The 21,888-nt window shown below is 62.7% G+C and carries 11 protein-coding genes and 1 tRNA gene; 8 read left to right on the top strand and 4 right to left on the bottom strand.

All coding sequences use genetic code 11. The annotated features are described in order from the left end of the window. Positions 1–12,543, bottom strand: a 12,543-nt coding sequence (locus U5709_RS07940; protein WP_321973152.1) for an SHIRT domain-containing protein, incomplete at its 3' end; no start/stop codon positions are given. 1,364 nt (positions 12,544–13,907) lie between these two features. Between U5709_RS07940 and U5709_RS07935 the strand changes: the two genes are divergently transcribed. Genes U5709_RS07935 through U5709_RS07905 form a run of 7 tightly spaced genes read left to right on the top strand, consistent with a single transcriptional unit; the run spans position 13,908 to position 18,913 of the window. Next, positions 13,908–14,840: a transglutaminase-like domain-containing protein gene (locus U5709_RS07935; RefSeq protein WP_321971356.1), complete on the top strand. Its 933-nt coding sequence runs from the start codon at positions 13,908–13,910 to the stop codon at positions 14,838–14,840. A gap of 57 nt (positions 14,841–14,897) precedes the next feature. Further along, the gene (locus U5709_RS07930) at positions 14,898–15,950 is read left to right on the top strand and encodes a type II secretion system F family protein (protein ID WP_321971355.1); all 1,053 of its coding nucleotides are present in this window, start codon (positions 14,898–14,900) and stop codon (positions 15,948–15,950) included. A gap of 37 nt (positions 15,951–15,987) precedes the next feature. Continuing rightward, positions 15,988–16,314 carry a hypothetical protein gene (locus U5709_RS07925; protein ID WP_321973151.1) on the top strand — a complete coding sequence of 109 codons (327 nt, stop codon included), beginning with the start codon at positions 15,988–15,990 and terminating at the stop codon, positions 16,312–16,314. Then, positions 16,311–16,859, top strand: a complete 549-nt coding sequence (locus U5709_RS07920) for a DUF4860 domain-containing protein (protein ID WP_321971353.1) — start codon at positions 16,311–16,313, stop codon at positions 16,857–16,859. The genes U5709_RS07925 and U5709_RS07920 overlap by 4 nt, the downstream gene beginning before the upstream one ends. Position 16,860: 1 nt before the next feature. Next, positions 16,861–17,313 carry a hypothetical protein gene (locus tag U5709_RS07915; RefSeq protein ID WP_321973150.1) on the top strand — a complete coding sequence of 151 codons (453 nt, stop codon included), beginning with the start codon at positions 16,861–16,863 and terminating at the stop codon, positions 17,311–17,313. After that, positions 17,314–17,823, top strand: coding sequence for a hypothetical protein (locus U5709_RS07910; protein ID WP_321973149.1), 510 nt, complete (start codon positions 17,314–17,316; stop codon positions 17,821–17,823). Positions 17,824–17,845: 22 nt separating this feature from the next. Then, positions 17,846–18,913 carry a PilT/PilU family type 4a pilus ATPase gene (locus U5709_RS07905; protein WP_321971350.1) on the top strand — a complete coding sequence of 356 codons (1,068 nt, stop codon included), beginning with the start codon at positions 17,846–17,848 and terminating at the stop codon, positions 18,911–18,913. 187 nt (positions 18,914–19,100) lie between these two features. Here the strand turns inward: U5709_RS07905 and U5709_RS07900 are convergent. From U5709_RS07900 to U5709_RS07890, 3 genes are all read right to left on the bottom strand, one after another. After that, a tRNA-Pro gene (locus tag U5709_RS07900) sits at positions 19,101–19,177 on the bottom strand. Positions 19,178–19,192: 15 nt separating this feature from the next. Then, positions 19,193–20,074 (bottom strand): 4-diphosphocytidyl-2C-methyl-D-erythritol kinase, encoded by an 882-nt coding sequence (locus U5709_RS07895; protein WP_321971349.1) that lies wholly within the window; start codon positions 20,072–20,074, stop codon positions 19,193–19,195. Positions 20,075–20,101: 27 nt separating this feature from the next. Next, positions 20,102–20,401 carry a Veg family protein gene (locus tag U5709_RS07890; protein WP_321971348.1) on the bottom strand — a complete coding sequence of 100 codons (300 nt, stop codon included), beginning with the start codon at positions 20,399–20,401 and terminating at the stop codon, positions 20,102–20,104. 184 nt (positions 20,402–20,585) lie between these two features. Here U5709_RS07890 and U5709_RS07885 point away from each other — a divergent pair, with 184 nt between their 5' ends. Then, the gene (locus tag U5709_RS07885; protein WP_321971347.1) at positions 20,586–21,677 is read left to right on the top strand and encodes a Xaa-Pro peptidase family protein; all 1,092 of its coding nucleotides are present in this window, start codon (positions 20,586–20,588) and stop codon (positions 21,675–21,677) included. Positions 21,678–21,888 lie beyond the last annotated feature (211 nt).

Raw genomic sequence — 21,888 nt, 5'->3', positions numbered from 1 at the left:
GCCGACGCTCTCGGAGACGAGCCTGTAGTTGCCCTCCTTGGCGGAGCCGGTCCAGTCAATGGTGTAGGTGTTCTGGCTGGAGCCGACCTTGGTCTGCGCGCCGGTGGTGGTGAAGGTCGCGGTCTCGCCGTTGACGAAGCCGTCGATGCTGCCGGCGGCGGTGAGGGCGTCGCCGTCGTAGACCTTGGTCGCGTCCGGGGTGGTCACGGTGAGGGCGGCCTTGTTGATCTGGTAGGTAGTAGTGGTGGTGCCGGAGTAGTTGCCGGTGCCGGTAATGGTCACGGTGACCTGGCCGGCGTTGGTGGTGTCCTCGGTGTAGGTAAGGGTGTAGTCCTCGCCCTCGGTGAGGGTCTTTTCGCCGTCCTTGACGACCGGCTTCTGCTGCTGGCTCTGGCCGTTGTAGGTCACGTCGCCGGGCTTCTCAACGCTCATGCCGCTGTCGGTGACGTTCTTGGCGACGATGCTGAGCGTGCCCTCGGTCTTGTGGAGGTCATAGTTGGCGGCCTTGCCGTCGGCGAAGGCGACCTCGATGGTGTTGGTCTTGGTGCCGTCGGCCACGGTGGTCACGGAGCCGGTGGCGGTGTTGGAGGTGACGTCGCCCTCAACGAAGCCGTACTTGCCGGCGGTCTCGTCAACGGTCACATCGGGCCTGGTGAGCGCAGTGCCGTCGTAGGTCTTGGACGCGGTCTCGCTCGAGACATACACCGGGCGCTTCGTGATCTTGTAGCCAACGTAGACGGTGCCGGTGTAGTTGCCGGCGCCATTGACGACGACGACAACGTCGCCGGCGTTGGTCAGGTCGGCGCTGTACTCAAGGGCGTAGTCGGTGCCCTCGGTAAGCGCGGTGCCGTCGGCCTTTGTGGCGGTCGGGGCCTGGCGGTGCTCGGTGCCGTCATACATGACGTTGCTCAGGGTGCCGACGATCACACCGGAGTAAGCCTTGTCGTCCGGGTTAATGGACTGCTGGTTGATGGTGATGGAGCCGTCGGTCACGACGAACGTCACGTTGGAGAAGTTCTGGTTCTGGTTGACGAAGCTCTCGGCGGCAAGGCCCATGTTGGCGGTGCCGGCGTCGGTGCAGGACACGGAGGCGGTGACGCCCTCGGCCAGCGCGAAGTCGGCGTTCTTGTACAGGTTGCCGCTGATGCTCTTCACGGTGTAGCCGGTCACGGTGTGCTCGGCGCCGTCATATGTGTAGGTACCGGTGTTACCGGCGATGGTCACGGTGACCTCGGCGGTGCTGGCGGTAACGGAGAGCGTGCCCTCAGCCGTAGTGATGTTGTAGTTCTTCGGGCTGAACTTGTCGCTTGGCGTGTAAGTAATGGTGTTGGTCGCGGTACCCACGTTGGTGATGGAGCCAGTGGCGGTGATGTCGGAGACCTCGCCGGCCAAGAAGCCATCGCCGGTGACGGTGACGGTGCTGTTCGTCAGCGCGGTGCCGTCGTAGGCCTTTTCGGCACCCTCGGAAGTCAGGGTCACGCTGCGGGCGGTGATCTGGTACGTCGTCGTGGTGCTGCCGGTGTAGTTGCCCTTACCGGTGATGGTCACGGTGACGGTGCCGGCGTTGGTGGTGTCGGCGGTGTAGGTGAGCGTGTAGTCCTCGCCCTCGACCAGGGTCTTGTCGCCGTCCTTGACGACCGGCTTCTGCTGCTGGCTCGTGCCGTTGTACTTCACGTTGGCGGGAGCCTCAACGCTCATAGTGCTGCCCTCGCCCGGGACGATGCTCTTGGCCTTAACGCTCAGCGTGCCCTCGTTGCGCGTGATGTTGTAGTTGTCGGCGTTGAAGTTGGCGCCGTTGGCCCACACTACCGTGTTGGCCGCGATGTCGCCCACGTTCGTGACGGAACCGGAAGCGTGGACGTCCAAGACCTCGCCGTTGACGAAGCCCTTATCGCCGCTCTGCTCCCAGCCGGTGGCGGCGGGCAGCGTCTGGGCCTCACCGGTGTAGGTGAACTCCTGACTGCCGGAGCTCAGCTCGACGTCGCGCTTCGAGACGATAAGCTGGCCGTCCTCGACGACGAAGGTGACGGACTTGAAGTTCGTGTTGTTGTTCGTGAAGTCGCTGGCCTCGAGCTGCATCTCGTACGCGCCAGCGTTGGTGCCGGAGACGGAGGCGGTGCCGCCGAAGCTGAAGTCGGTGTCCTTGTACAGGTCGTTCGAGATCTTCTTTACGGTGTAGCCGGAAACGCTGTGCTCGGTGCCGTCATAGACCGCGGTACCGGAGTTCTCGGCGATGGTCACGACCACCTCGGCCTCAGACTGCGTGACGGTGAGGGTGCCCTCGTTCTTGGTCACCCAATAGTCGTCGGCGGAGGTGCCGTTGTTGAAGCTGTAGTCGTAGGTGTTCTTCGACTGGCCGGCCTCGGTCTGGCTGCCGGTAACGTTGAAGGAAACGCCCTCGCCGGCAATGAAGCCGACGCCCTCGCCCGTGGCGGTGACCGTAATGGTGTCGTTGGTCAGGGCCTCGGCGTCGTACACCTTATCGGCGGTCGCGGAGGTGAAGGTGACCAGGCGCTTGTTGATAGCGATGGTCTCTGAGCTGGTCGCGAACTCCCCTGTGGCGTAGTTGCCGCCGGTCGCGCGCAGTTGGACATTGGTCGAGCCGTAGTGCGTCAGGGTGATGGCGCTCGGGTCCTTCGTCCAGTTCTGGCCATCGGTGCTGTACTCGACGGTCAGTGCGTTGCCGAACTCGTCGGTCGCGCTCACGGTATAGGCCTGGAGCGGGGTGCCGTCGTAGGCCTTCTGGACGTCCTGCTTGTTCCAGGTGACCTTGTCGACGTTGATCTTGCCGGGCTCGATGACCAGCGAGCCATCGTCGACGGTGAACTCGACCTTGCTGAAGTTATTGGTGTTGATGTTGCTGAACTGGCCGGCGTCGAGGCCCATGTTGTAGGTGCCGACGTTAGTGCCCTTGGCGGTCGCGTCGCCCGAGGACTTGAAGTCGTTCTGTGTATACAGAGCGTTATCGGCGCTGAAGGTGTACCCGGTCACCTTCTGCTCGACACCGTTGTAAGCCTTGGTGTCGGAGTTGCCTGTAATGGTCACCTTGACCGCATCGGCAATGGGCGAAACCGTGAGCTTGCCCACGTTCTGGGTGATGTTGTAGTTCTCGGCCTTGGTGCCGATGTTCAGCGTGTAGGTGAAGGCGTTGTCGACGGTACCGGCGTCCGTGATGGTGCCGGCGACGTTGTAGCTCGCGCCCTCGCCCTTGGCGAAGCCCTCGGCGGTCACGTTGCCGTTGGTCAGAGGCTGGCCGTTATACTCGCGCGAGCCGGTAGCGGACGTCAGCGTAACGGTGGCCTTGTTAATGGTGAGCGTGCCCGCAACCGGAGTGATCTTGAACTGCTTGGTGACGTCGTTGCCGCTTGCATCGGTCACGACGATGTTCGTGACGTTGTTGGCATACTCGCCTGCATCGGTGCCGGAAACGCCCGTAGTTGCAGTAATGATGTACTTGACGCCGTTGACGGTGTACTCGGTTTGGGCGATGCCGCCCACGGACTTCTGCGTGCCGTCATAAGTCTCGGTGCCGGAGTTGCCCGTGACGGTAAGGTCGATGCCCTGAGTACGGTCAGCAACGGTCAGCGTGCCGGTCTTGGCGGTGATGACGTAGTTGCCGTTGTCGCCCTCGGTGGCGCCACCGGTGAGGCTATAGGTGAAGGCGTTGTCGCTGGTACCGACGAGCGTCTGCGTGCCCGTGACGTCTGCGGTAAAGCCGTGACCCTCGACGAATCTGCCCTTGGTGACGCTCACTGTGCTGTCCGTCAGAGCCGTGCCGTCGTACTCCTTGCTGGCGGTAGCGGAGGTCAGCTCGACCTCGCGCTTGGCAATGGCAAGCTCGCCGTCGGTCACGACGAACTCGACGTCGGTGAAGTTGCCGCTGATATTAGCGAATTGGCTGCTGCTCAGGCCCATCGGGTAGGTGCCAGCGTCAGTCTTCTCAACCTTGGCGATACCGTTAAACGCGAAGTTGCCATCGGTATAGAGACCCGAAGCATCGGAGATGGAGACCTCGTAGCCCTCGGCGGTCTTGGCCGTAGCGTCGTAGGTGTCGCTGGTCTTGTTGCCCGTGATGGTCACGGTGACCTTGCTGGCCACGGGGTTCACGGTCAGGGTGCCAGGCACAACGTCGATCTGGTAGTCACCGGCGGAGGTGCCGTCATTCAGCACGTACGTGAAGGCGTTGCTGCTCGAGCCAGCCTCGGTCTGGCTGCCGGTCACGTTGAAGGAAACGCCCTCGCCGGCAATGAAGCCGACGCCCTCGCCCGTGGCGGTGACCGTAACGGTGTCGTTGGTCAGGGCCTTGCCGTCGTAGACCTTATCGGCGGTCGCGGAGGTGAAGGTGACCAGGCGCTTGGTGATAGTGAGTGTCTCAGAACTGGTCGCGTACTCCCCCGTGGCGTAGTTGCTGCCGGTCGCGCGCAGCTTGACCTCGGTAGAACCGGAGTGGGTCAGGGTAATGGCGCTCGGGTCAGTCGTCCAGTTCTCACCGTCGGTGCTGTACTCGACGGTCAGCTTGTTGCCGTGCCCATCGGTTGCGGTGGCTGCATAGGCCTGGAGCGGGGTGCCGTCGTAGGCCTTCTGCTCGGACCGCGTGCCCCAATTAACGCTGTTGACGTCGATGGTTCCGGCCATGATCTCCAGCGTGCCGTTCTGCGTGGTCACGCTGTAGTTGGAGGCCGTCGCGCCCTCGGCGAAACCATTGTAGGTAAAGGTGTTTGCTGCGGTGCCGACGTTTGTGATGGTGCCGGTATAGCTGAGCTGCAGCTTGTTGGCGTCCGAGCCAACGAACTGCTCGCTGCCCTCGGCGTAGCTCCAGCTGTGCTCGGTAAGAGCATCGCCGTTATACGCCTTCGAAGCGCTGCCGGAAACGATGGTCACCGGGCGCGCGCCGATGGTCAGGCTGCCGGCCTGTGGCACGACCTTGAACTCGGAGGAGACGTCGTTGCCGTCGGCGTCCTTGACGACCGCGGTTCCGGTAATGGAGTTCTCGTAGTTGCCGGCGTCGGTCGCGGACGGATTGGAGGTCGTCAGGCCAGAAACCGTGTAGGTCTTGCCGCCGACTTCGAAGGTCAGCGTCTCGAAGCCGGCGGCGGAGTGAGCCTGGCCGTCGTAGGTAGCCGTGCCGCCGTTCGACTTGACCGTGATGGTCTCGGTTGCGCCGCGGCTGGTGACGGTAAGGTCGCCTTCAACCGTCTTCACCGTGTAGTCGTTGGCGTTCGTACCCTGGTTGAAGCTGTAGGTGAAGGCGTTCTTGGAGGTGCCGACCGCCGTCTGGGTGCCGGTTACTTTGAAGCTCGCGCCCTCGCCCTCGACGAAGCCCGCGCCTTGGCCGTTGGCCGAGACGGTCACCTTGTCGTTGGTCAGGGCGTTGCCATCGTAGGTCTTGCTGTCACTCGCGGAGGTGAAGGTCACGGGGCGAGCCGTGATGGCAATCCGCTCGGATCTGGTGGTGTACTGGCCGGAAGCGTAGTTGCTGCCAGTCGCGCGCAGCTGGACCTCGGTAGAACCGTAGTGGGTAATGGTGATGTCGGCGGGGTTGGTGGTCCAAGAACCGTCGGACTTCTGGTACTCAACGGTCAGCGCATTGCCGAACTTGTCGGTAGCGGTTGCCGTATAGGCCGCCAGCGCGGTGCCGTCATAAACCTTCTGGACATCCTGCCTGTTCCAATTCACGGCGTCGGCATCGATGGTGCCAGCGGTGATCTTCAACGTGCCCTGGTCGAAGGTCACGTTGTAGTTGGATTCCTTGTAGTTAGCGCCGTGGTCGTAGGTAATGTAGTTAGTGGCCTCTTCGCCATTGTTGATAACGGAGCCATTAGCCTTGAGGTTGGTGACCTCGCCGGCCACAAACCTGTCGCTGCCGTCGGCGTAGGTCACGTTGGGCTTGGTGAGCGCGGTGCCGTCATAGGCCTTCTCGCCGCCCTCGGACGTGAGCGTCACGTCGAGCTTGTTAATGGTGAGGCTACCGTCGTTCACGACGAACTTCACGTTGCTGAAGTTCGCGCTCGTGTTGACGAACTGAGTCTCGGCCAGGCCCATGGTGTAGGCCGTGTCAGAAGCATCGGCGCCCCTGGCCACGGCTGCGCTCTGCGCCGGAGCGCTGAAGTCGCCCGTGGTGTAGAGCTCGTTGCTGATGCTCACGGTGTAGCCGGAAACGCTCTGCTCGGCGCCGTTGTACTTCTTGCTGTCGGTGTTGCCGGTGATGGTCACCGTGACCTCTTCAGCGTTGACGGTCACCTTGAGCTCGCCGTACAGCTGCGTAATGGTGTAGTTATCCAGGTTGGTGCCGGCCTGCGCAGCGTAGGTATAGCCGTTGGCCGCGGTACCAACGTTGGTGATGGTGCCGGTGTAGGTGACGTCGACGCCCTCACCCTTGGCGAAGCCGGAGATGGTATCCATCTCGTGCTTAGTCAGCTCGGTGCCGTCATAGGCCTTCTCGGCGGAAGCGGACTTCAGCGTGACAGCAGCCTTGTTGATGGTCAGCGTGCCGTTTTCGGTCTTAACCTGGAACTCGTTGGTAACAACGTTGTCGGCGGCATCCGTCACGACTGGCGTGCCGATGACGTTGTTGGTGTAGGTGCCGGCGTCGGTCTTAGAGGGATCCTCGGTGGTCAGGCCGGAGACGGTGTACTTGTTGCCATCGACCGTGAACTCGTAGCTCTCGACGCCCTTGGCCTCGTGCGCCTGGCCGTCATAGGTGGCGGTGGCGGAGTTGGCCTTGACGGTCACCTCGTACTTGGCGTCACGGCTAGTGACGGTCAGGGTGCCCTCAGACTTAGAGATTTCATAGTTCTTGGCCTTGGTGCCCTCGTTCAGCGTGTAGGTGAAGGCGTTGGCGCTGGAGCCCACAACCGTCTGGGTGCCGGAGAAGGTGTAGGTGGCACCCTCGCCCTTGGCGAAGCCGGTCTCGGTGGCAAGCTTGGCCTCACCATTGGTGAGCGCCTTGCCATCGTAGGTCTTGCTCAGGTCGGCGGACTTGAGCGTGACGGTGGCCTTGGCAATCTTGAGCTTGCCGTCGTTGACCTTGAAGGTCACGTTCGGGAAGTTAGTCGCGTCGGCGTTGGAGAACTGGCCGGCGGCAAGACCCATTGCGTAGGTGCCTGCGTCGGTCTTCTCTACCTTGGCGGTGCCGCCGAACTTGACCAGGGCCTCGGTGAACTTGCCGGAGGTGTCGCCACTGATGGAGACGGTATAGCCTTCGGCCGTCTTGGCCGTGCCGTCATAGATGTTGTCCAGGCCGCTGTTGCCGGTAATGGTCACGACGATTGCATCGCCAACCGCCTTAACCTTCAGCGAACCCTCGGCCTTGGAAATGGTGTAGTTGGCGGCAGTGGTGCCCTCGGCAAGCGTGTACTCGAAGGCGTTGGCAACGCTGCCGGCGTTGGTGATAGTGCCGGTCACGTTGTAGGTTGCGCCCTGGCCGGCCACGAAGCCGTCGCCAGTGACGGTCACGTTGCCGTTGGTCAGCGCAGTGCCGTCGTAGGTCTTCTCGGCGGAGCCGGAAGTCAGCGTAACCTCACGCGGGGTGATGGTCATGGAGCCGTCGGTCACGTTGAAGGTCACGTTCTCAGCGCTGAAGCGCGAGCTCGTGCTGCTGAACTGATCGGCAGCCAGGCCCATCGCGGTGGTACCCGCATTGGTGCCAGCAGCAGTCGCGCTGCCCGTGAACTGGATGTCGTTCTCGGTAAACAGCGAGGTGGCCTCGTCGTTGATGGTAATGCCGGTCACCCTGTACCCGGTCACCTTCTGCTCGGAGCCGCTGTACTTCTGCGAATCGGTGTTGCCGACGATGGTCACAACGACCTTGGCGCTGCTCTGGTTAATGGTCAGCGTGCCCTCGGTCTTAGTAATGTTGTAGTTGTCCAGGTTGGTGCCCTCGTTGGCCGTATAGCTGAACGCATTGGCGGAGCTGCCAACCTCGGTCTGGCTGCCGGTGAACGTGGCGGTAATGCCCTGGCCCTCGACGAAGCCTTCGTTGGTCGCAAGAGCAGTGTCGCCGTTGACGAGCGCGGAGCCGTCGTAATCCTTGCTGAGGTCGGCCGACTTCAGCGTAACGTCCTTCTTGTTGATGGTCAGCTTGCCGTCGGTGGGAACGACCTTGAACTCGGAGGTAACGTCGTTGCCCTTGGCGTCGGTCACCTTGTACGTGCCGTACACGTTGTTGGCGTATTCCTTGGCGTCGGTGCCCGTGGCGCCGTACGTGGAAAGGCCGGTAACAGTGTACTCGGCACCCTCGACGTTCACCTTGATGCTGCCGTCAGCGGCCGCACCCTTCAGGCCGGAAACGGTGTGCGCATTGCCGTCGTAGATAACGGTGTCGGAGTTGGCCTCAACCGCAATTTCCTTCGTAGCGCCACGCGACGTCACGGTCAGCGTACCGAACACGGCATCGACATCGTAGTTATCCAGGTTGGTGCCCTGCTTGGCTGTCCAAATAAAGCTGTTGTCGCTGGAGCCGGGAGCATTCTGCGCACCCGTGAAGGTAACGTCGACGTCCTGGCCGGCAACAAAGCCGGTGTTGGTCTTCAGCGCGGTTTCGCCGTTAACCAGATCTTGGCCGTCGTACTCCTTGGTCAAGCTCTGGGACTCCAGCCTAACCGTAGCCTTATTAATCGTAAGCGTGCCGTCGACGGTGTTCACCTTGAACTGATTGGTGACGTCGTTACCGTTGGCATCCTTCACGACCGCGGTGCCCGTTACCTTGTTGTCGTAAGTGGTGGCATCTTTGCCGGTAACGCTGGCGGAAAGGCCCTCGATGGTGAAGGTGGCACCCTTGTCGTTGGTGTAGGTGGTACCCGTCACGCCGGACACAGACTGATCTTCGCCGTTGTAAGTCTTGGTGTCGGAAACAGCCGTAACGGTAACTTCGTACTTGCTCGTACGATCGGTGACCGTCAGTTGACCTTCGGTCTTGGCGATGTTGTAGTTGCTCAGGTTGGTGCCGCTGTTGGCAACATACGTGAACGCATTGGCGCTGGAGTTCACGAGCGTCTGGCTGCCGGTGAAGGTATAGGTTGCGCCTTCGCCATCAACCCAGCCTTCTTCGGTTTCAAGCGCCGCACCATTATTAGTAAGGGCGGTGCCATCGTATTCCTTGCTCAGGTCCTTCGACTTCAGCGTGAGGTCCTTCTGAGCAATGGCGAGCTCGCCGTCGGTCACGTCGAACTTGACGTTAGTGTAGTTGCCGCCGGTGTAGGCGAACTGCCTGGCATCCAAGCCCATGCGGTACGTGCCGGCGTTGGTGCCCGAAACGCTATCGGTTCCGCTGAACTTAATATCGGTCGCAGCAATGCCGGTGGGCAAATCACCGAAGTCGTAGCCGGAAACAGTCTGAACCTTGCCGGTGTAGGTATTGCCGCCCTTGTGGCCGGTAACCTTGATGGTCACTTCGTCGGTGACGGGGTTAATGACCAGCTGACCATCATCGGCAGCCGTAACGATGTACTTGTCGTCCGAGCTCGGCTTGTCGGTCGTGCCTCCGGCGAAGCTGTGAGTATAAGTACCCGCATTGGTGCCCTTACCGCCAGTCGTCGTCACACCATCAAACTCGACGCCCTCGATGCTAGAGCTGTAACCCGTAACGCTCTGCTCCCCGCCGTTATAGGTCACAGTGCTGGAGTTAGCCGTCAGCGTCACATTCTTGCGATAGTAGAACGTGATGACGTTCTTGCTAGAGTCGTCATCAAGCTCGATGGTCTGCGCGTCAGCAGACACAACGGTGCACCCCGCAATATTAGCCGGGTTCTCAGTAACAACCTGACCATACGAGCCCGTGCCGGTCTTGTCGTTCGCCAGAGGCTCAGTCGTCCCGTTCCAGTAGTAGTGAACGGTGTACTCCTCGACGTTCTGAGTGAACTCCCAGGTGCCGGTAAACACGATTCCGTCTTTGGTCATAGTCTTGGTACTGCTGTCCCAGCCCTTCCAGGTCCAATAGCCACCAGCGACGTTTACCTTTGTCGAAGACACGTTGTTGGCCGTAACATTCACGCCGGGGGTGTATTTCACGGAATCGGAGGGGAGAAGTGTCGTGACTTCCGAAGGAAGGGTCTTATCCGTCGTGCCGGACGTGAAGATATACGTGACGTCCTTCTTTTCGGCAAAGTAGCAGGCGCAATTCGTATCGTTGGCAACGGCGGATGTGGTACTGACGATCGCGCCGCCGGAAAACTCGACGCCTGTATTGTAATTAGCAGAAGCGTTGACCCTCAGCGACACAGCACCAGCGGCGACGTCAGCCTCAGTAACGGTATAGCTCACTTTGCCGGTGTAAACACCGTTCTCGGAGCCGGATAGGTCGCCGACCTCGACGGACTTACCATTGATAGTGGCGGAGTTGACAACAACGCCGGAAACAGTGGCCTTATTCACGGCCTGCGGAGTAATGGTCACGGTGAACTCAAGAGTATCGCCAACGGAAACGCCGGTGGTCTTGTTGCTAACGGCAGAAATGGTCAAGCTGGGCTTCTTGCAGTTAACGGTAAATTCCGCGTTGACGACGTTGCCGCCCTCTGAACGGCGATAGCCGAACATGCCAACGTAGCCGGCGGCCTGTGCGGCGGCGACCACTTTGTTAAGGTCAGGGTAGTCCGCAATGTTGCCGTAGTTGCCGGAGCCGACCACGTAGTAGTCGCCTTGACCATCGGCGTTGAGGCCGGTGAACAGGTGGTTCGCGTGCGGCTTAACAAAGAAGACGATATAACCCCTAGAAGAGGAGTTCGTGTAGTTGGGGACGGAGAGCGAGCCGCCGCTCACGGGGTATAAAGTGACGTCGCTCGCATCGGAAACGTCGTGCCAGTTAAAGTACACGACGTCAGCGTTGCTAATGGTCGGAACGAAGGTGGCAGTGTTTCCGCCGGCCTCTTGGACGTACACGGTCTTGGTGGCCTGGAGGTCCTTGCCGTTGACGGTGCAGTTGGCGGTGATGGTCGCGGCGCCGCGCTTGACGCCGGTCACGGTGCCGTTGGAGACGGTTGCCACAGAGTCGTCAGAGGAGGTCCAGGTAACGGTGGAGCCCGTTGCATTGGTGCCCAGCGTTGTGGTGTTGCCAATGGTCACGGTGCCTTCGCCGGTGATCTGGAGGGTATCAATGTCGCCGGACTCCTCGGTGTCGTCGTCCCAGAGACCGATGGTCGCAATGCCGTCGTTAGAAACAGCGGCCTCGAAGACCGTTACGGTGAAGTCCTCGGAGGTCTTGACCCACTCGTCGCTCTCATACTTATAGTAGGTGTGCGTGACGGTGGTAGTGCCGACCTTGATGCCCGTGACGGTGGCGGACTTGCCGTCGGCGCCCTTGGTCACGGTGGCGACAGCGGCGTCGGCAACGTCCCAAGCGTGGTTGTCGTAGCTGCCGCCCTCGGAGGTGCCGTTCAGCGTGATGGACGCGTCGACCGCGACGTTCTTGCTGGAATCAAAGGCGCTGAAGATCGATGATCTGCGGCCACTGAAGATGTTGGCAATCCAGCCAAAGAGGTTGCTGGAGGACTGGGTCTGCGGGGCGCCCTCGGGAGCGACGATGGAGTCGGCGTCGTTCTTGTCGGCGTCGGTCGCTTCGGTCATGCCGTCGGCGGCGGTGCCGTCGGTGGTGCCGTCGGCCTTCTCGTCGCCGGTGCCGGCGTTCTGGTCGTCGGGCTTGGAGCCTGAATCAGCGTTCTGGTCGTCAGCGTTCTGGTCGGTCTCGGAGACGGTGCCCTCAGGCGCGGTGGTGTCGCCCTCGACGGCGCCGTTGTTCTCGTCGGTATTCTGAGAGCCGGTGCCCTCGCCCCCGATGACGGTGGAGCCGTCGATGGCGTCGGCGGTGTTGCTCTCGGAAGCGGACTCGTCAGCCTGCTCCTCGTCCTTGTGCTCAACGGCCTCGAGCTTGACGGTGGGCGACTTGGCCACGTCGGAGGAACCGATGGTATAGATGCCGTCGGCGTCTGGCCAGATCTCGTTCTCGGCGCCGTCGACGACGACCTTGACGTGCTCGAGGTCGTAGCCGTTGTTTGCGGTGGCGGTGAACTTGAAGTCCTCACGAGCCAGGACGGTCACGTGCGTGCTGGGCTCCGCGACGTTCTGGTTGTTGTAGGTAATGTAGGCGTTGGGGAAGTCGAGCCAGACGTCGACCTGCTTGCTGGCCTCGGCCTCGGCGGCTGCTGCGGCTGCGGCCTCGCGCTCGGCCTGCTCGCGGGCGGCCTGCTCCGCGGCAGCAGCTTCGGCCTCTGCCTGGGCCGCAGCCTCTGCGGCGGCTTGCGCCTCTGCGGCGGCCTTCGCCTCGGCGGCGGCGGCAGCCTCGGCTTCCGCCTCAGCCTGGGCCTGAGCTTCGGCTTCCGCCTGAGCGGCGGCCTCAGCCTCAGCCTGCGCGGCGGCTTCGGCCTCGGCCTGAGCCTGGGCCTCGGCGGCAGCCGCGGCCTCCTCGAGCTCATCGGCCATGGCCGTGGTAGCGCCGGTCGGAACAAGGGAGCAGACGAGCAGCGCGGAAAGGACCGCGGATGCGACCTTGCGGCCGATCGACGCCTCTCCCGCACGCTTCTTCTGGCTGTTCTTCAACTGGTTCGTGCTCATGGTTCCACCTCAATCAGCCCGCTGCGGGCGTCCCCGCAACTACAGATCATTCTTCATGGCCCCATGAGCCAAGCGCTCTACCTGCGAAAACATGCCGTGTAGGCAGAGCGCGGCCCTTTAGACCATAAGTATCTTTTTATTTATACCAACTTGGAGAGGAGGGGTCTACATTCAGAGTCTTGTGAATAAAATCTGCAGGTTAATCCAACTTTTTAGGATGCCATTTCAGGCTTCTTTGGAGACACCGACAGGTTGTGTCGACCCACCCCGCGGCCCGCCACATCTAGGCCCCGCCGTGCGCCCGCTTTCCGCCGTTCGCGGCCCCGCGGCATGGCCGCAACCGCAAACTGCCGGGCGCCACCGCCCGCACGCCAAGGGCGGACGAGTTTCCGCAGGTCAGCGTGCTAAGCACCACACAAATACGGTAAAATTGTTCCAGACGACAGGCGGCGCCCTCCGAGTCCATCAGGCGGATAGGAGGTAACCCGTGGACGATCTCACGTGTTTCATCGTCGCGCTCACCGCGCTCCTCGCGGTCTGCGCGATCATCATCTTGCTTCGCCGTAAGTAAGCTCTGATCGAACGTGGGCTCGCCCGCTAAACGGGAACAGCCGCCCTGCACGGCGGCTGTTCCCCGGGCGATGCCCACAATAGCCTTACCAAACAGGAGGGCCTGAACCCCCTGTCGCCACCGATTATACCCGACGCGCGCCTGAAGCGGCGGGGATCTTCGGGCGAGGGGCGCTGCCACGGGCCCCGAGCCCGGCTGGCTCGCCCGCAAAGCGAGGCGCGCTCGCGACGCTGTGATCCAGCCGTTAGTTACAGGCCTCGCAGGTCGACCGAGAATCACGCAACCGCACGCCTTTTACCTGCGACTTTGCACGGAACAACTGCCCTGAGCAGGCATTATTCTAGCAACCGGCATTATCCCAGCTAAACCGCATAATTTCAGTCCTTTTGCGGTGAGTCGGCACCATTTGTCCTGGGGCCCATTGGAGACGGGCACGGCTGGCACAGTATCGGCAGTTTTAAATCGAAGGCCTCACGACTCGGCATCGTACTCGCGGCGCAGGCTCGCGTGCCAGCCGAGCCAGTCACCACTGGCAGGCCATCCGGGCAGGACCGGCTGCAAAAAATCGGGGATGGCGGCAGTTCCTCGAGGACCTTCAAAGTAGGCCACTCTTTGCGCACAACAAAACCGCAGGTAGATGAGTTGTCCAAAATTCGACTACTTGGGCTGTACGCCGAAAACTGCCGCCATCCCCGTTTTTGTCGCGCAAGGCGTACTCGCGCCGCGGCCCCGCTTGCCGGCCGCGGCGGTCGCGGCTGGCGGGCCGCGCGGGCCGCGCTATACTCGAGTCAGTATGACTCGTCGCGCTAACATACTCGCGAAATGCCTGCTCACGGCCGCAATCACGGTCGCGCTCACCGCTTGCGGCGCCTCGGGCGGCGCCGCAGCCTCCGCAGAATCGACCTCCGGCGCGTCCTTCTCGCCGGCCTCCGAGCTGCCCGCCGACTCGGCCTTCGACGCCTCCGCGGCCACCGGCCAAAACGGCGCCCTCATCGACATCTCCCACGTCGCCGACGGCTACGTGGGCGCCAGCTCCGTGTCTTCCTCGCGTATAAAGCTGCTGGTCGTCATGGGCGATTCCACCCAGACCTACAACGTCCCCGAGACCGGAGAGCCCATAATTGCCCCCCTAACCTTCGGAAACGGCACCTACACCTTCCGCGTAATGCAGAACACCTCGGGCAACAGCTACGTCGAGCTCGCCCGCGCCGAGACCGAGGTCGATCTAACCGACGAGTTCGCGCCCTACCTGCGTCCCAACGTCAACTGCGACTACGACGCTGACTCCGCCTGCGTCGCGCGCGCCCGCGAGCTCGTGGCCGACGCCGCCAACCAAGGCGAGGCCCTTGCCGCAATCTGCACCTACGTCGTCGAGAACATCTCCTACGACGATGCCAAGGCAGCTGAGCTCAGGGACTCCTCCGGCTACGTGCCCGACCCTGACGAGACCCTCGCAGACGGCTCCGGCATCTGCTTCGACTACGCCTCCCTTGGCGCGGCCATGCTGCGCAGCCAGGGCATCCCCACGCAAATCGTCACCGGCACCGTGAGCCCCGACGGCATCTACCATGCCTGGATCAACGTTTACATCGACGGGACCTGGACCTCGGCGTCCTTCGACGTGCAGTCGCGCACCTGGTCACGCATCGACCTCACGTTCGCAGCGGGGGGGACAACCGCCTACGTCGGCGACGGCAAAACCTATACCCAGAGGTATGTATACTAGAGACAACTGCGCAATATCTCGCGCGAATCACCCGCGCGATTACGGATTGGAGCGGCAATGGCGGACAAACTTCTCGAGAGCAGCGCGATCAGCGCGTTTTGTGGCAGCATCGCCACAATGCTCTCGGCCGGCGTTCAGATCGAGGAAGCAGTGCACCTGCTCTCCGACAACCGCGAGCAGTCCTACTTCAAGGACGTCTGCGACAAGACCTACTCCGAACTCGCCGCCGGTTCCGGCCTGGCAGACGCCATGGAGACGACCGGCGCCTTCCCCGCCTACGCCATCAGCATGGTGCGCGTCGGTGAGGCGTCCGGCCGCACCGACCGCGTCCTGCGCAGCCTTTCTCGCTACTACGGCTCCGAGGGCCGCATGTTCGCCAAGCTGCAGTCGGCCGTGGGCTACCCAGCGGCCATGCTCTGCATCATGAGCGCGATCCTCGCCTTTACCGTCATCGTCATCCTGCCGGTCTTCCGGGGCGTCTACGCCGACATCGCGGGAACGCTGACCTCGGGTTCGTTCGTCTCGGTGAGCGCCTCCATCGTCGTCGGATGGATTGCGTTCGCCGTTGTGCTCGTCGCCACCATCGCAGTTCTGGTCCTCGCGTTCCGCGCGCGCTCCGAATCCGGCCGCCAGAAGGTCATCAAATTCTTCGAGAAGTTCCGCGGCACTCGCAGCGCCCTTTATCAACTGGCCCTCTCGCGCTTTACCAGCGCCCTTTCGGCCTACATCGCCTCCGGCGTCCACGACGAGCAGGCCATAGAGCAGGCGGCCAAAACCGTCGAGCACGCCGAGCTCGCCAAGAAGATCGAGGCCGCCCGCGCGTCCATGAGCGACATCGACAACCCGCGCAGCCTCGCGCAGGCCATCTCCGAGAACCATATCTTCGAGCCCGTCTACTCCCGCATGCTCCTTGTGGGCACGCGTTCCGGCTCCACCGACGACGTGCTCGGCAGTCTCTCCGACGTCTTCTTCGACGACGCGACGGCCCAGATCGACGCCATCGTCGACATCATCGAGCCGCTGCTCGCCGTGTTCCTCACCATTGCCGTTTCCGCCACGCTCATTGCCGTCATGATGCCGCTGGTCGGCATCATGAGCTCCATCGGCTAAGTTCGGCACAACCCCGCAGGAAGGCGGCAATCAGCCAATGTTCCACGAGATCACATACCGCGAACAGGCGAAGAGACGCCGCCGCGTGCTCATCGTCGCCGCGTGCGTGGCGGTCGTCGCCGTGGCCGTCGCGGTCGCGATCGGCCTCGCGCGCCGCAGTGCCCGCGTGCAGGGCGCCGCGGCGCTTCGCGAATCCATCCTCAACGCAGCCAAGCAATGCGCGGCCATCGAGGGCAGCTATCCCTCCGACCTCGCGCACCTTGAAGACTCCTACGGTCTTACCATCAACCACGATGACTACGTGATCACCTACGAGTGCTTCGCGGACAACATCGCCCCCTCTGTGGTGGTGTCGCCCAAATGACGGATCCGAAGACAAAACGCACGCCACAGACCAACGAGCGCGTCAAGGCGCTGGTCAATGTAGTCCGCATAGACCTCACCGAAGATAAGCCGAATGTTGCGGGGCGCCTCTTCCCTGCCCTTTTTCTGGCCGTCCTCTTCGGCCTTCTGCTCGTGGCGCTGGTCACCGGCGTGCGCACGTACAGCAGCGTGGCCATGGCACAATCGACCAACAATGCCAGCCGCGAGGGCCTCGAGCTCATCGCCAACAGCATCCGCGCCAACGACACGACCGGCTGCATCGCCGTGGGCCAGGGCCCCGAGGGCCGAAGCCTCGTGGTCGTCGAGAAGCTCGACTCCGGCACCTACGAGGTTCGCACCTATCTGTACCAGGGCAAAGTCGTGCAGGAGTACGCACTTGCCGGCAACCAATACACGCCGCAGTCGGCGACGGACCTCGCGACCAGCAATTCGTTCGATTTCACCTATGCTAACGGGCTTCTTTCCATCTCCACCGACCAGGGCAGCTGTGAGGTAGCTCTGCGCAATCTCCAGGGAGGCGAGTAACATGGCCACCCTGCACACACCGGATTCCAGCACCATGGTCGTCGACGAGGAGAAAAAGCGCGTGTCCTCCGCCTGGACCGGCGCCGCCTTCGTCGTCGAATCTCTCGTCCTTCTCGCGGCCATCGTCGCGTGCATGGCCGTGTTCACTTCGCTGTTCGCCAAATCCGCCGTGGCGGCCAAGAGCTCGACCGCCACGACCCGCGCCGTGCAGCTCGCCCAAAGCGCCGCGGAGGAGTTCTCGAGCGACCCGGCCTCCGTCGCCGACGGCAAGAAAGTTGGCAAGGGCGTCGCCGCCGGCGACGGCAACGCCGAAGGCCTCAGCATCGACTGCGCCGTCGATACGCAGAGCACCGACGGCGGCACCTTCTACACGGCCCACATCAGCGTTGCCTCCGAGGACGGCAGCGTTGTCTACTCCGTTGACGCATCGCGTTACGTGAAGGGGGCGAGGTAAATGAAGCGCGGCTCAGGCGGCAATGTCCGCATCGGTATCGTAAGCTTTATCACGCTCGTCTCCGTGCTCCTGCTCGCGATGCTCGCGGTGCTCTGCACCGTTTCGGCCAACGCGGCCAAGGTCACGGCGACGCGCCAGTCGACCTTCACGACCAAGCTCTACGAGGTCGATGGCGCCGGCCAGGCACTTGTCGCCGCCATCGACGAGAAGCTCGAGGCTTGCGCCAAGTCTGGCGAGTCCGCCTCCATCGCCGCCGGCCGCGTCCAGGTCGGCTCAGCCGATCTTCAGGCCCGCGCGCTCGAGCTCTCCGGCGCCGACGACCTCCAGATCAGCCTTACGGTGAGCGGCCAGAACGTCAGCTTCTCAATCACCGGCACGGGCGGCCGCTTCCTCGACGCCCAGCTAACCATTAACGACGACCTCAGCTACACGCTGCAGTCCTGGAAGACGTCCACCACCCAGACCGCGTCGGAGGAAAGCCTCTGGGGCGGCGCCTCAACCGCTAAATAGCGCCAGCGATAAGGAGCTAATAATGGAACTCAAAGAACTTCTCAATAAGATGATCGACATCAAGGCCTCTGACGTGTTCTTCATTGCCGGCCTGCCCATCTCTTACCAGTCGGGTGGCGTCCAGGTCCGCGGAGAGATGGCTCCCCTCATGCCCGCCGACACCAAGGCCGTCGTCCAAGGCATCTACGAGCTCGCCGGGCGCAACATCGCCATCTTCGAGGGTTCCGAGAACCACGACGAGGACTTCAGCTTCGCGCTGCCAGGCGTCGGCCGCTTCCGCGCCAACGTGTTTCGCCAGCGCGGCAGTTACGGCGCCATCATCCGCGTCATCCCGTTCGGCCTGCCTGACCCCAAGCAGATGAACATCCCCGAGAGCGTCCTGCGTCTCTCGGAAGTCTCCAAGGGCATGGTGCTCGTCACCGGCCCGGCCGGCTCGGGCAAGTCGACCACGCTAACCTGCATCATCGACCGCATGAACCACCAGCGCTCGGGCCACATCATCACCATGGAGGACCCGATTGAGCACGTCCACAGCCACGGAACGTGCATCGTGACGCAGCGCGAGGTCCCCACCGACATCGCCACGTACTCCGAGGCGCTGCGCTCCGCCATGCGCGAGAGCCCCAACGTGATCATGCTCGGCGAGATGCGCGACGCCGAGACCATCGGCGCGGCTGTGACCGCCGCCGAGATGGCCCAGCTCGTCCTCTCGACGCTGCACACCACCAGCGCCGCCGACACCGTCGAGCGCATCGTCGACGCCTTCCCCGCCAACCAGCAGCGTCAGATTCGCACGCAGCTCTCGCTCGTGCTGCAGGCCTGCGTGGCGCAGCAGCTCGTGCCGACCAAGGCCGGCGGCGTCGTTCCCGTATTCGAGATCATGACCATGAACACGGCTATCCGCAACCTGATCCGCGAAGAGAAGACCTACCAGATCGACTCCGTCATCGCGGCCAGCGGCAAGGCCGGCATGCAGACCATGGACCAGGCGCTCTACGCCGTGGTCAAAGACGGCACTGTGGATAAGGACGTCGCGCTGCAGTACGCCAACTACCCCGAAGCCCTCGAGCGCCGCCTCAAGCAAGCCTAACCGGCGCGCCATTTTTTGCCCGCAAGGGGACTGTCACCCACCATTTGGGGACAGTCCCCTTTCTGCAGCGGTTTGGGGACAGCCCCCTTTCTGCAGCGGTTTGGGGACAGACCTTCTTCTGCAGGTAGGCCCAGCCACGCGCAACAAAAAAGCCACCGACGTTTCCGCCGGCGGCTTCTCACTTCAATGGTCGGGTTGACTGGATTCGAACCAGCGACCCCCGCGTCCCGAACGCGGTGCTCTACCAAACTGAGCCACAACCCGTTGCAAGAGAATACTTTAGCAGATTTTCTCCGGCGTTCCAACCGTCAAAGTGGCAAAAGACCACCAACCTCGCTCGGACTTTGCGCGCGCGGCCACAGCGCGAGCATCCTCAAGGCTGTCGCAAATCGCAAATACGCAGCTACCGGACCCAGAAACCATTGCATGCCCCGTCTCGGGCTGCGCCGCGAGCCACGTCTCGGCCTCGGCGCTTCCGGGCTGCAGGGCTTTGGCCGCAGACGCCAGGTTGTTGTACAAAAGCCCGCGAACCGCCGCCGCATCGCCCGCGCGCAGCGCCTCGCAAACGGCGCCCGCGCTCGCCGGCTCGCTGGGATCGCGGTCGAACTCCTTGTACGCCGCGCGCGCCGAGACGCCCGCGCCAGCAGGCTTTACGAGCACGACCGGCATCGGCAGCTCGTCGAACGACTCGGCAAGAAGGTCACCCGCCCCAATAAAGAGCGACGGCTGCGGATTCAGGAAAAACGCAACGTCAGCGCCCACGCGACGGGCCACGTTGACCACGCGCGAATCGTAGCGATCGAGCCCCCAGCGCTCAGCCAACGCGCGCAGGACGGCGCCCGCGTCTGCCGACGAGCCACCCAGACCAGCGGCCTCGGGGATGCTCACCTTGATGTCTATCCGCAGGTTGAGTCCGCAATGGAGCTCCTGTGCGAGCATCGTCGCGGCCTTCCACACGCACGTCTTCTCGGGCGGTACCTCAAGCGACGGCGTGTGCCTCACCGAGAAGAACGGAGCGTCATCAATGACGATCTCGTCGAAGAGGCCCACGGGCGCCATAACCGACTCGGCATAGTGATAGCCGCGCTCATCCACCATCGGGCGAATACCCAAATGCAGGTTTACCTTGCACGGAGCATACACGATCTGGCGACCGACCACGGCTCTCACCTCATCTTTATTTGCTTGTTATTGCTGCTCTTCCGCAGCAGAGTAATCAAAGATTTTCTCACCTGAATCGGTGTCGTAAAGCTCGACGGTGCCGGTGAGAATGTCGATGTACTGGTAAGACTGGCGCGCAGTGCGGCCGCGGCGCTCCTCGACCTCAACAATGAAAAGCGACGGATAAGCGCCCACGAGGGTGCCGGCACGCTCGACGATGCGTGAGCGGCCCATGTTGGCCTTGACCTTGATGCGCTGGCCCTTAAACTCGCCCAGGCGGTCGCGAATGTCGTCAACACGGTTGACGGAAGGGGTCTCGTTTTCCATATCAGCCTCCAACACCCGCAGGTGCAAATTCTAGTCATACAAATTTTCATTATACCCGCCCGGCGCCAACCTGCGTCGTTCAAACATTGCTTGACACATCAACAACACCCGTCGGCGTGGACAAAGGGACAGCCCCTTTGTCCACGTCCTGTCGTACACTGGCAAGAGTTGAAAGGAGCTAACTATGAACGTCGACCGCCTCGCCCGCGTCCGCGCAAACCTGCGCGACCTCGGGCTTTCCCAGATGCTGCTCGTGGACCCGCTCTCGATTTGGTGGCTGTGCGGCTACTACACCGAGCCCTACGAGCGCTTTCTTGGCCTGTACGTGAGCTGCGACGAGAGCCGCCGCCCCGTCATGTTCTGCAACCGCCTCTTCCCCGCGGTGGGCGACGCGTGCGCCGACGTGCGCACCTTCGACGACACCGAGGACCCCATGGCGCTCGTCTCCGCCGTCTGCGACCACGGCACGACGCTCGGCGTCGATAAGGAGCTCGCCGCGCGATGGCTCGTGCCTCTTATGGAGGCGGGCGCGGCCGCGGGCTTTCGCCTGGCCTCCGGCGCCGTCGACGACGCGCGCTCGCTCAAGGACGCGCGCGAGCAGGACCTCATGCGGGCGGCCTCGGCCACGAACGACCGGGCGATGGAGTGGCTCGTGGCGCAGCTGCGCCCCGGCATTACGGAGGCTCAGATAGCCGACGGCCTGCTCACGGAGTATCGACGCCTCGGCGCCTCTGACCACTCGTTCAGCCCCATCGTAAGCTTTGGCGACCACGGCGCAGACCCTCACCACGAGCCGGACAACACCCCCTTTGAGCTGGGCGATGTTGTGCTGTTCGACGTGGGCTGCAAGCAGGATTGGTACTGCTCGGACATGACGCGCACGTTCTTTACCGCCGAGCCGACCGAGCACCAGCGCCGCGTGTACGACACCGTGCGCCGTGCGAACGAGGCCGCCGAGGCCATCGTGGCCCCGGGCGTCGAATTCGCCAAGATCGACCTGACGGCGCGCCGCATCATCGAGGACGCAGGTTGGGGACCGTACTTTACCCACCGCCTCGGGCACCAGATCGGCCTCGTGGACCACGAGCCCGGCGACGTCTCGAGCGCCCACCACGAGGGCGTGCGGCCCGGCCAGTGCTTCTCGATCGAGCCGGGCATCTACCTGCCGGGCGACATCGGCGTGCGCATCGAGGACCTGCTCATCGTGACCGAACACGGCTGCGAGATTCTCAACCACTATCCCAAGGTCCTCACCGTCCTCACCTGCCACGGGTGACAAGGGAGGCCAGCCTGCGGTTTGGGGACAGTCCCCTTTTTGCACACGCATGAGCACTGCGGCCTCGTCGCCGAATCATTGGGCGAATCACTCGAAACGGCGTTTCGTGTGCAAAAAGGGGACTGTCCCTAAACCGCAGGCCGGCCATTCACAAAAAATGCCCGGCGCCGTGGGGGAGCGGCGTCGGGCAGCTGCATAAAGAAGGGCAGCT

Source organism: Paratractidigestivibacter sp. (genome assembly GCF_963660155.1).
Taxonomy (GTDB): domain Bacteria; phylum Actinomycetota; class Coriobacteriia; order Coriobacteriales; family Atopobiaceae; genus Paratractidigestivibacter.
The sequence above is the reverse complement of the archived record's forward strand: the minus strand, read 5'-3'. Positions and strand labels throughout refer to the sequence as shown.

Coding starts and splice junctions, on each gene's coding strand:
- U5709_RS07935 (WP_321971356.1), top strand. CDS start 13,908: ATGACTCGTCGCGCTAACATACTCGCGAAATGCCTGCTCACGGCCGCA.
- U5709_RS07930 (WP_321971355.1), top strand. CDS start 14,898: ATGGCGGACAAACTTCTCGAGAGCAGCGCGATCAGCGCGTTTTGTGGC.
- U5709_RS07925 (WP_321973151.1), top strand. CDS start 15,988: ATGTTCCACGAGATCACATACCGCGAACAGGCGAAGAGACGCCGCCGC.
- U5709_RS07920 (WP_321971353.1), top strand. CDS start 16,311: ATGACGGATCCGAAGACAAAACGCACGCCACAGACCAACGAGCGCGTC.
- U5709_RS07915 (WP_321973150.1), top strand. CDS start 16,861: ATGGCCACCCTGCACACACCGGATTCCAGCACCATGGTCGTCGACGAG.
- U5709_RS07910 (WP_321973149.1), top strand. CDS start 17,314: ATGAAGCGCGGCTCAGGCGGCAATGTCCGCATCGGTATCGTAAGCTTT.
- U5709_RS07905 (WP_321971350.1), top strand. CDS start 17,846: ATGGAACTCAAAGAACTTCTCAATAAGATGATCGACATCAAGGCCTCT.
- U5709_RS07890 (WP_321971348.1), bottom strand. CDS start 20,401: ATGGAAAACGAGACCCCTTCCGTCAACCGTGTTGACGACATTCGCGAC.
- U5709_RS07885 (WP_321971347.1), top strand. CDS start 20,586: ATGAACGTCGACCGCCTCGCCCGCGTCCGCGCAAACCTGCGCGACCTC.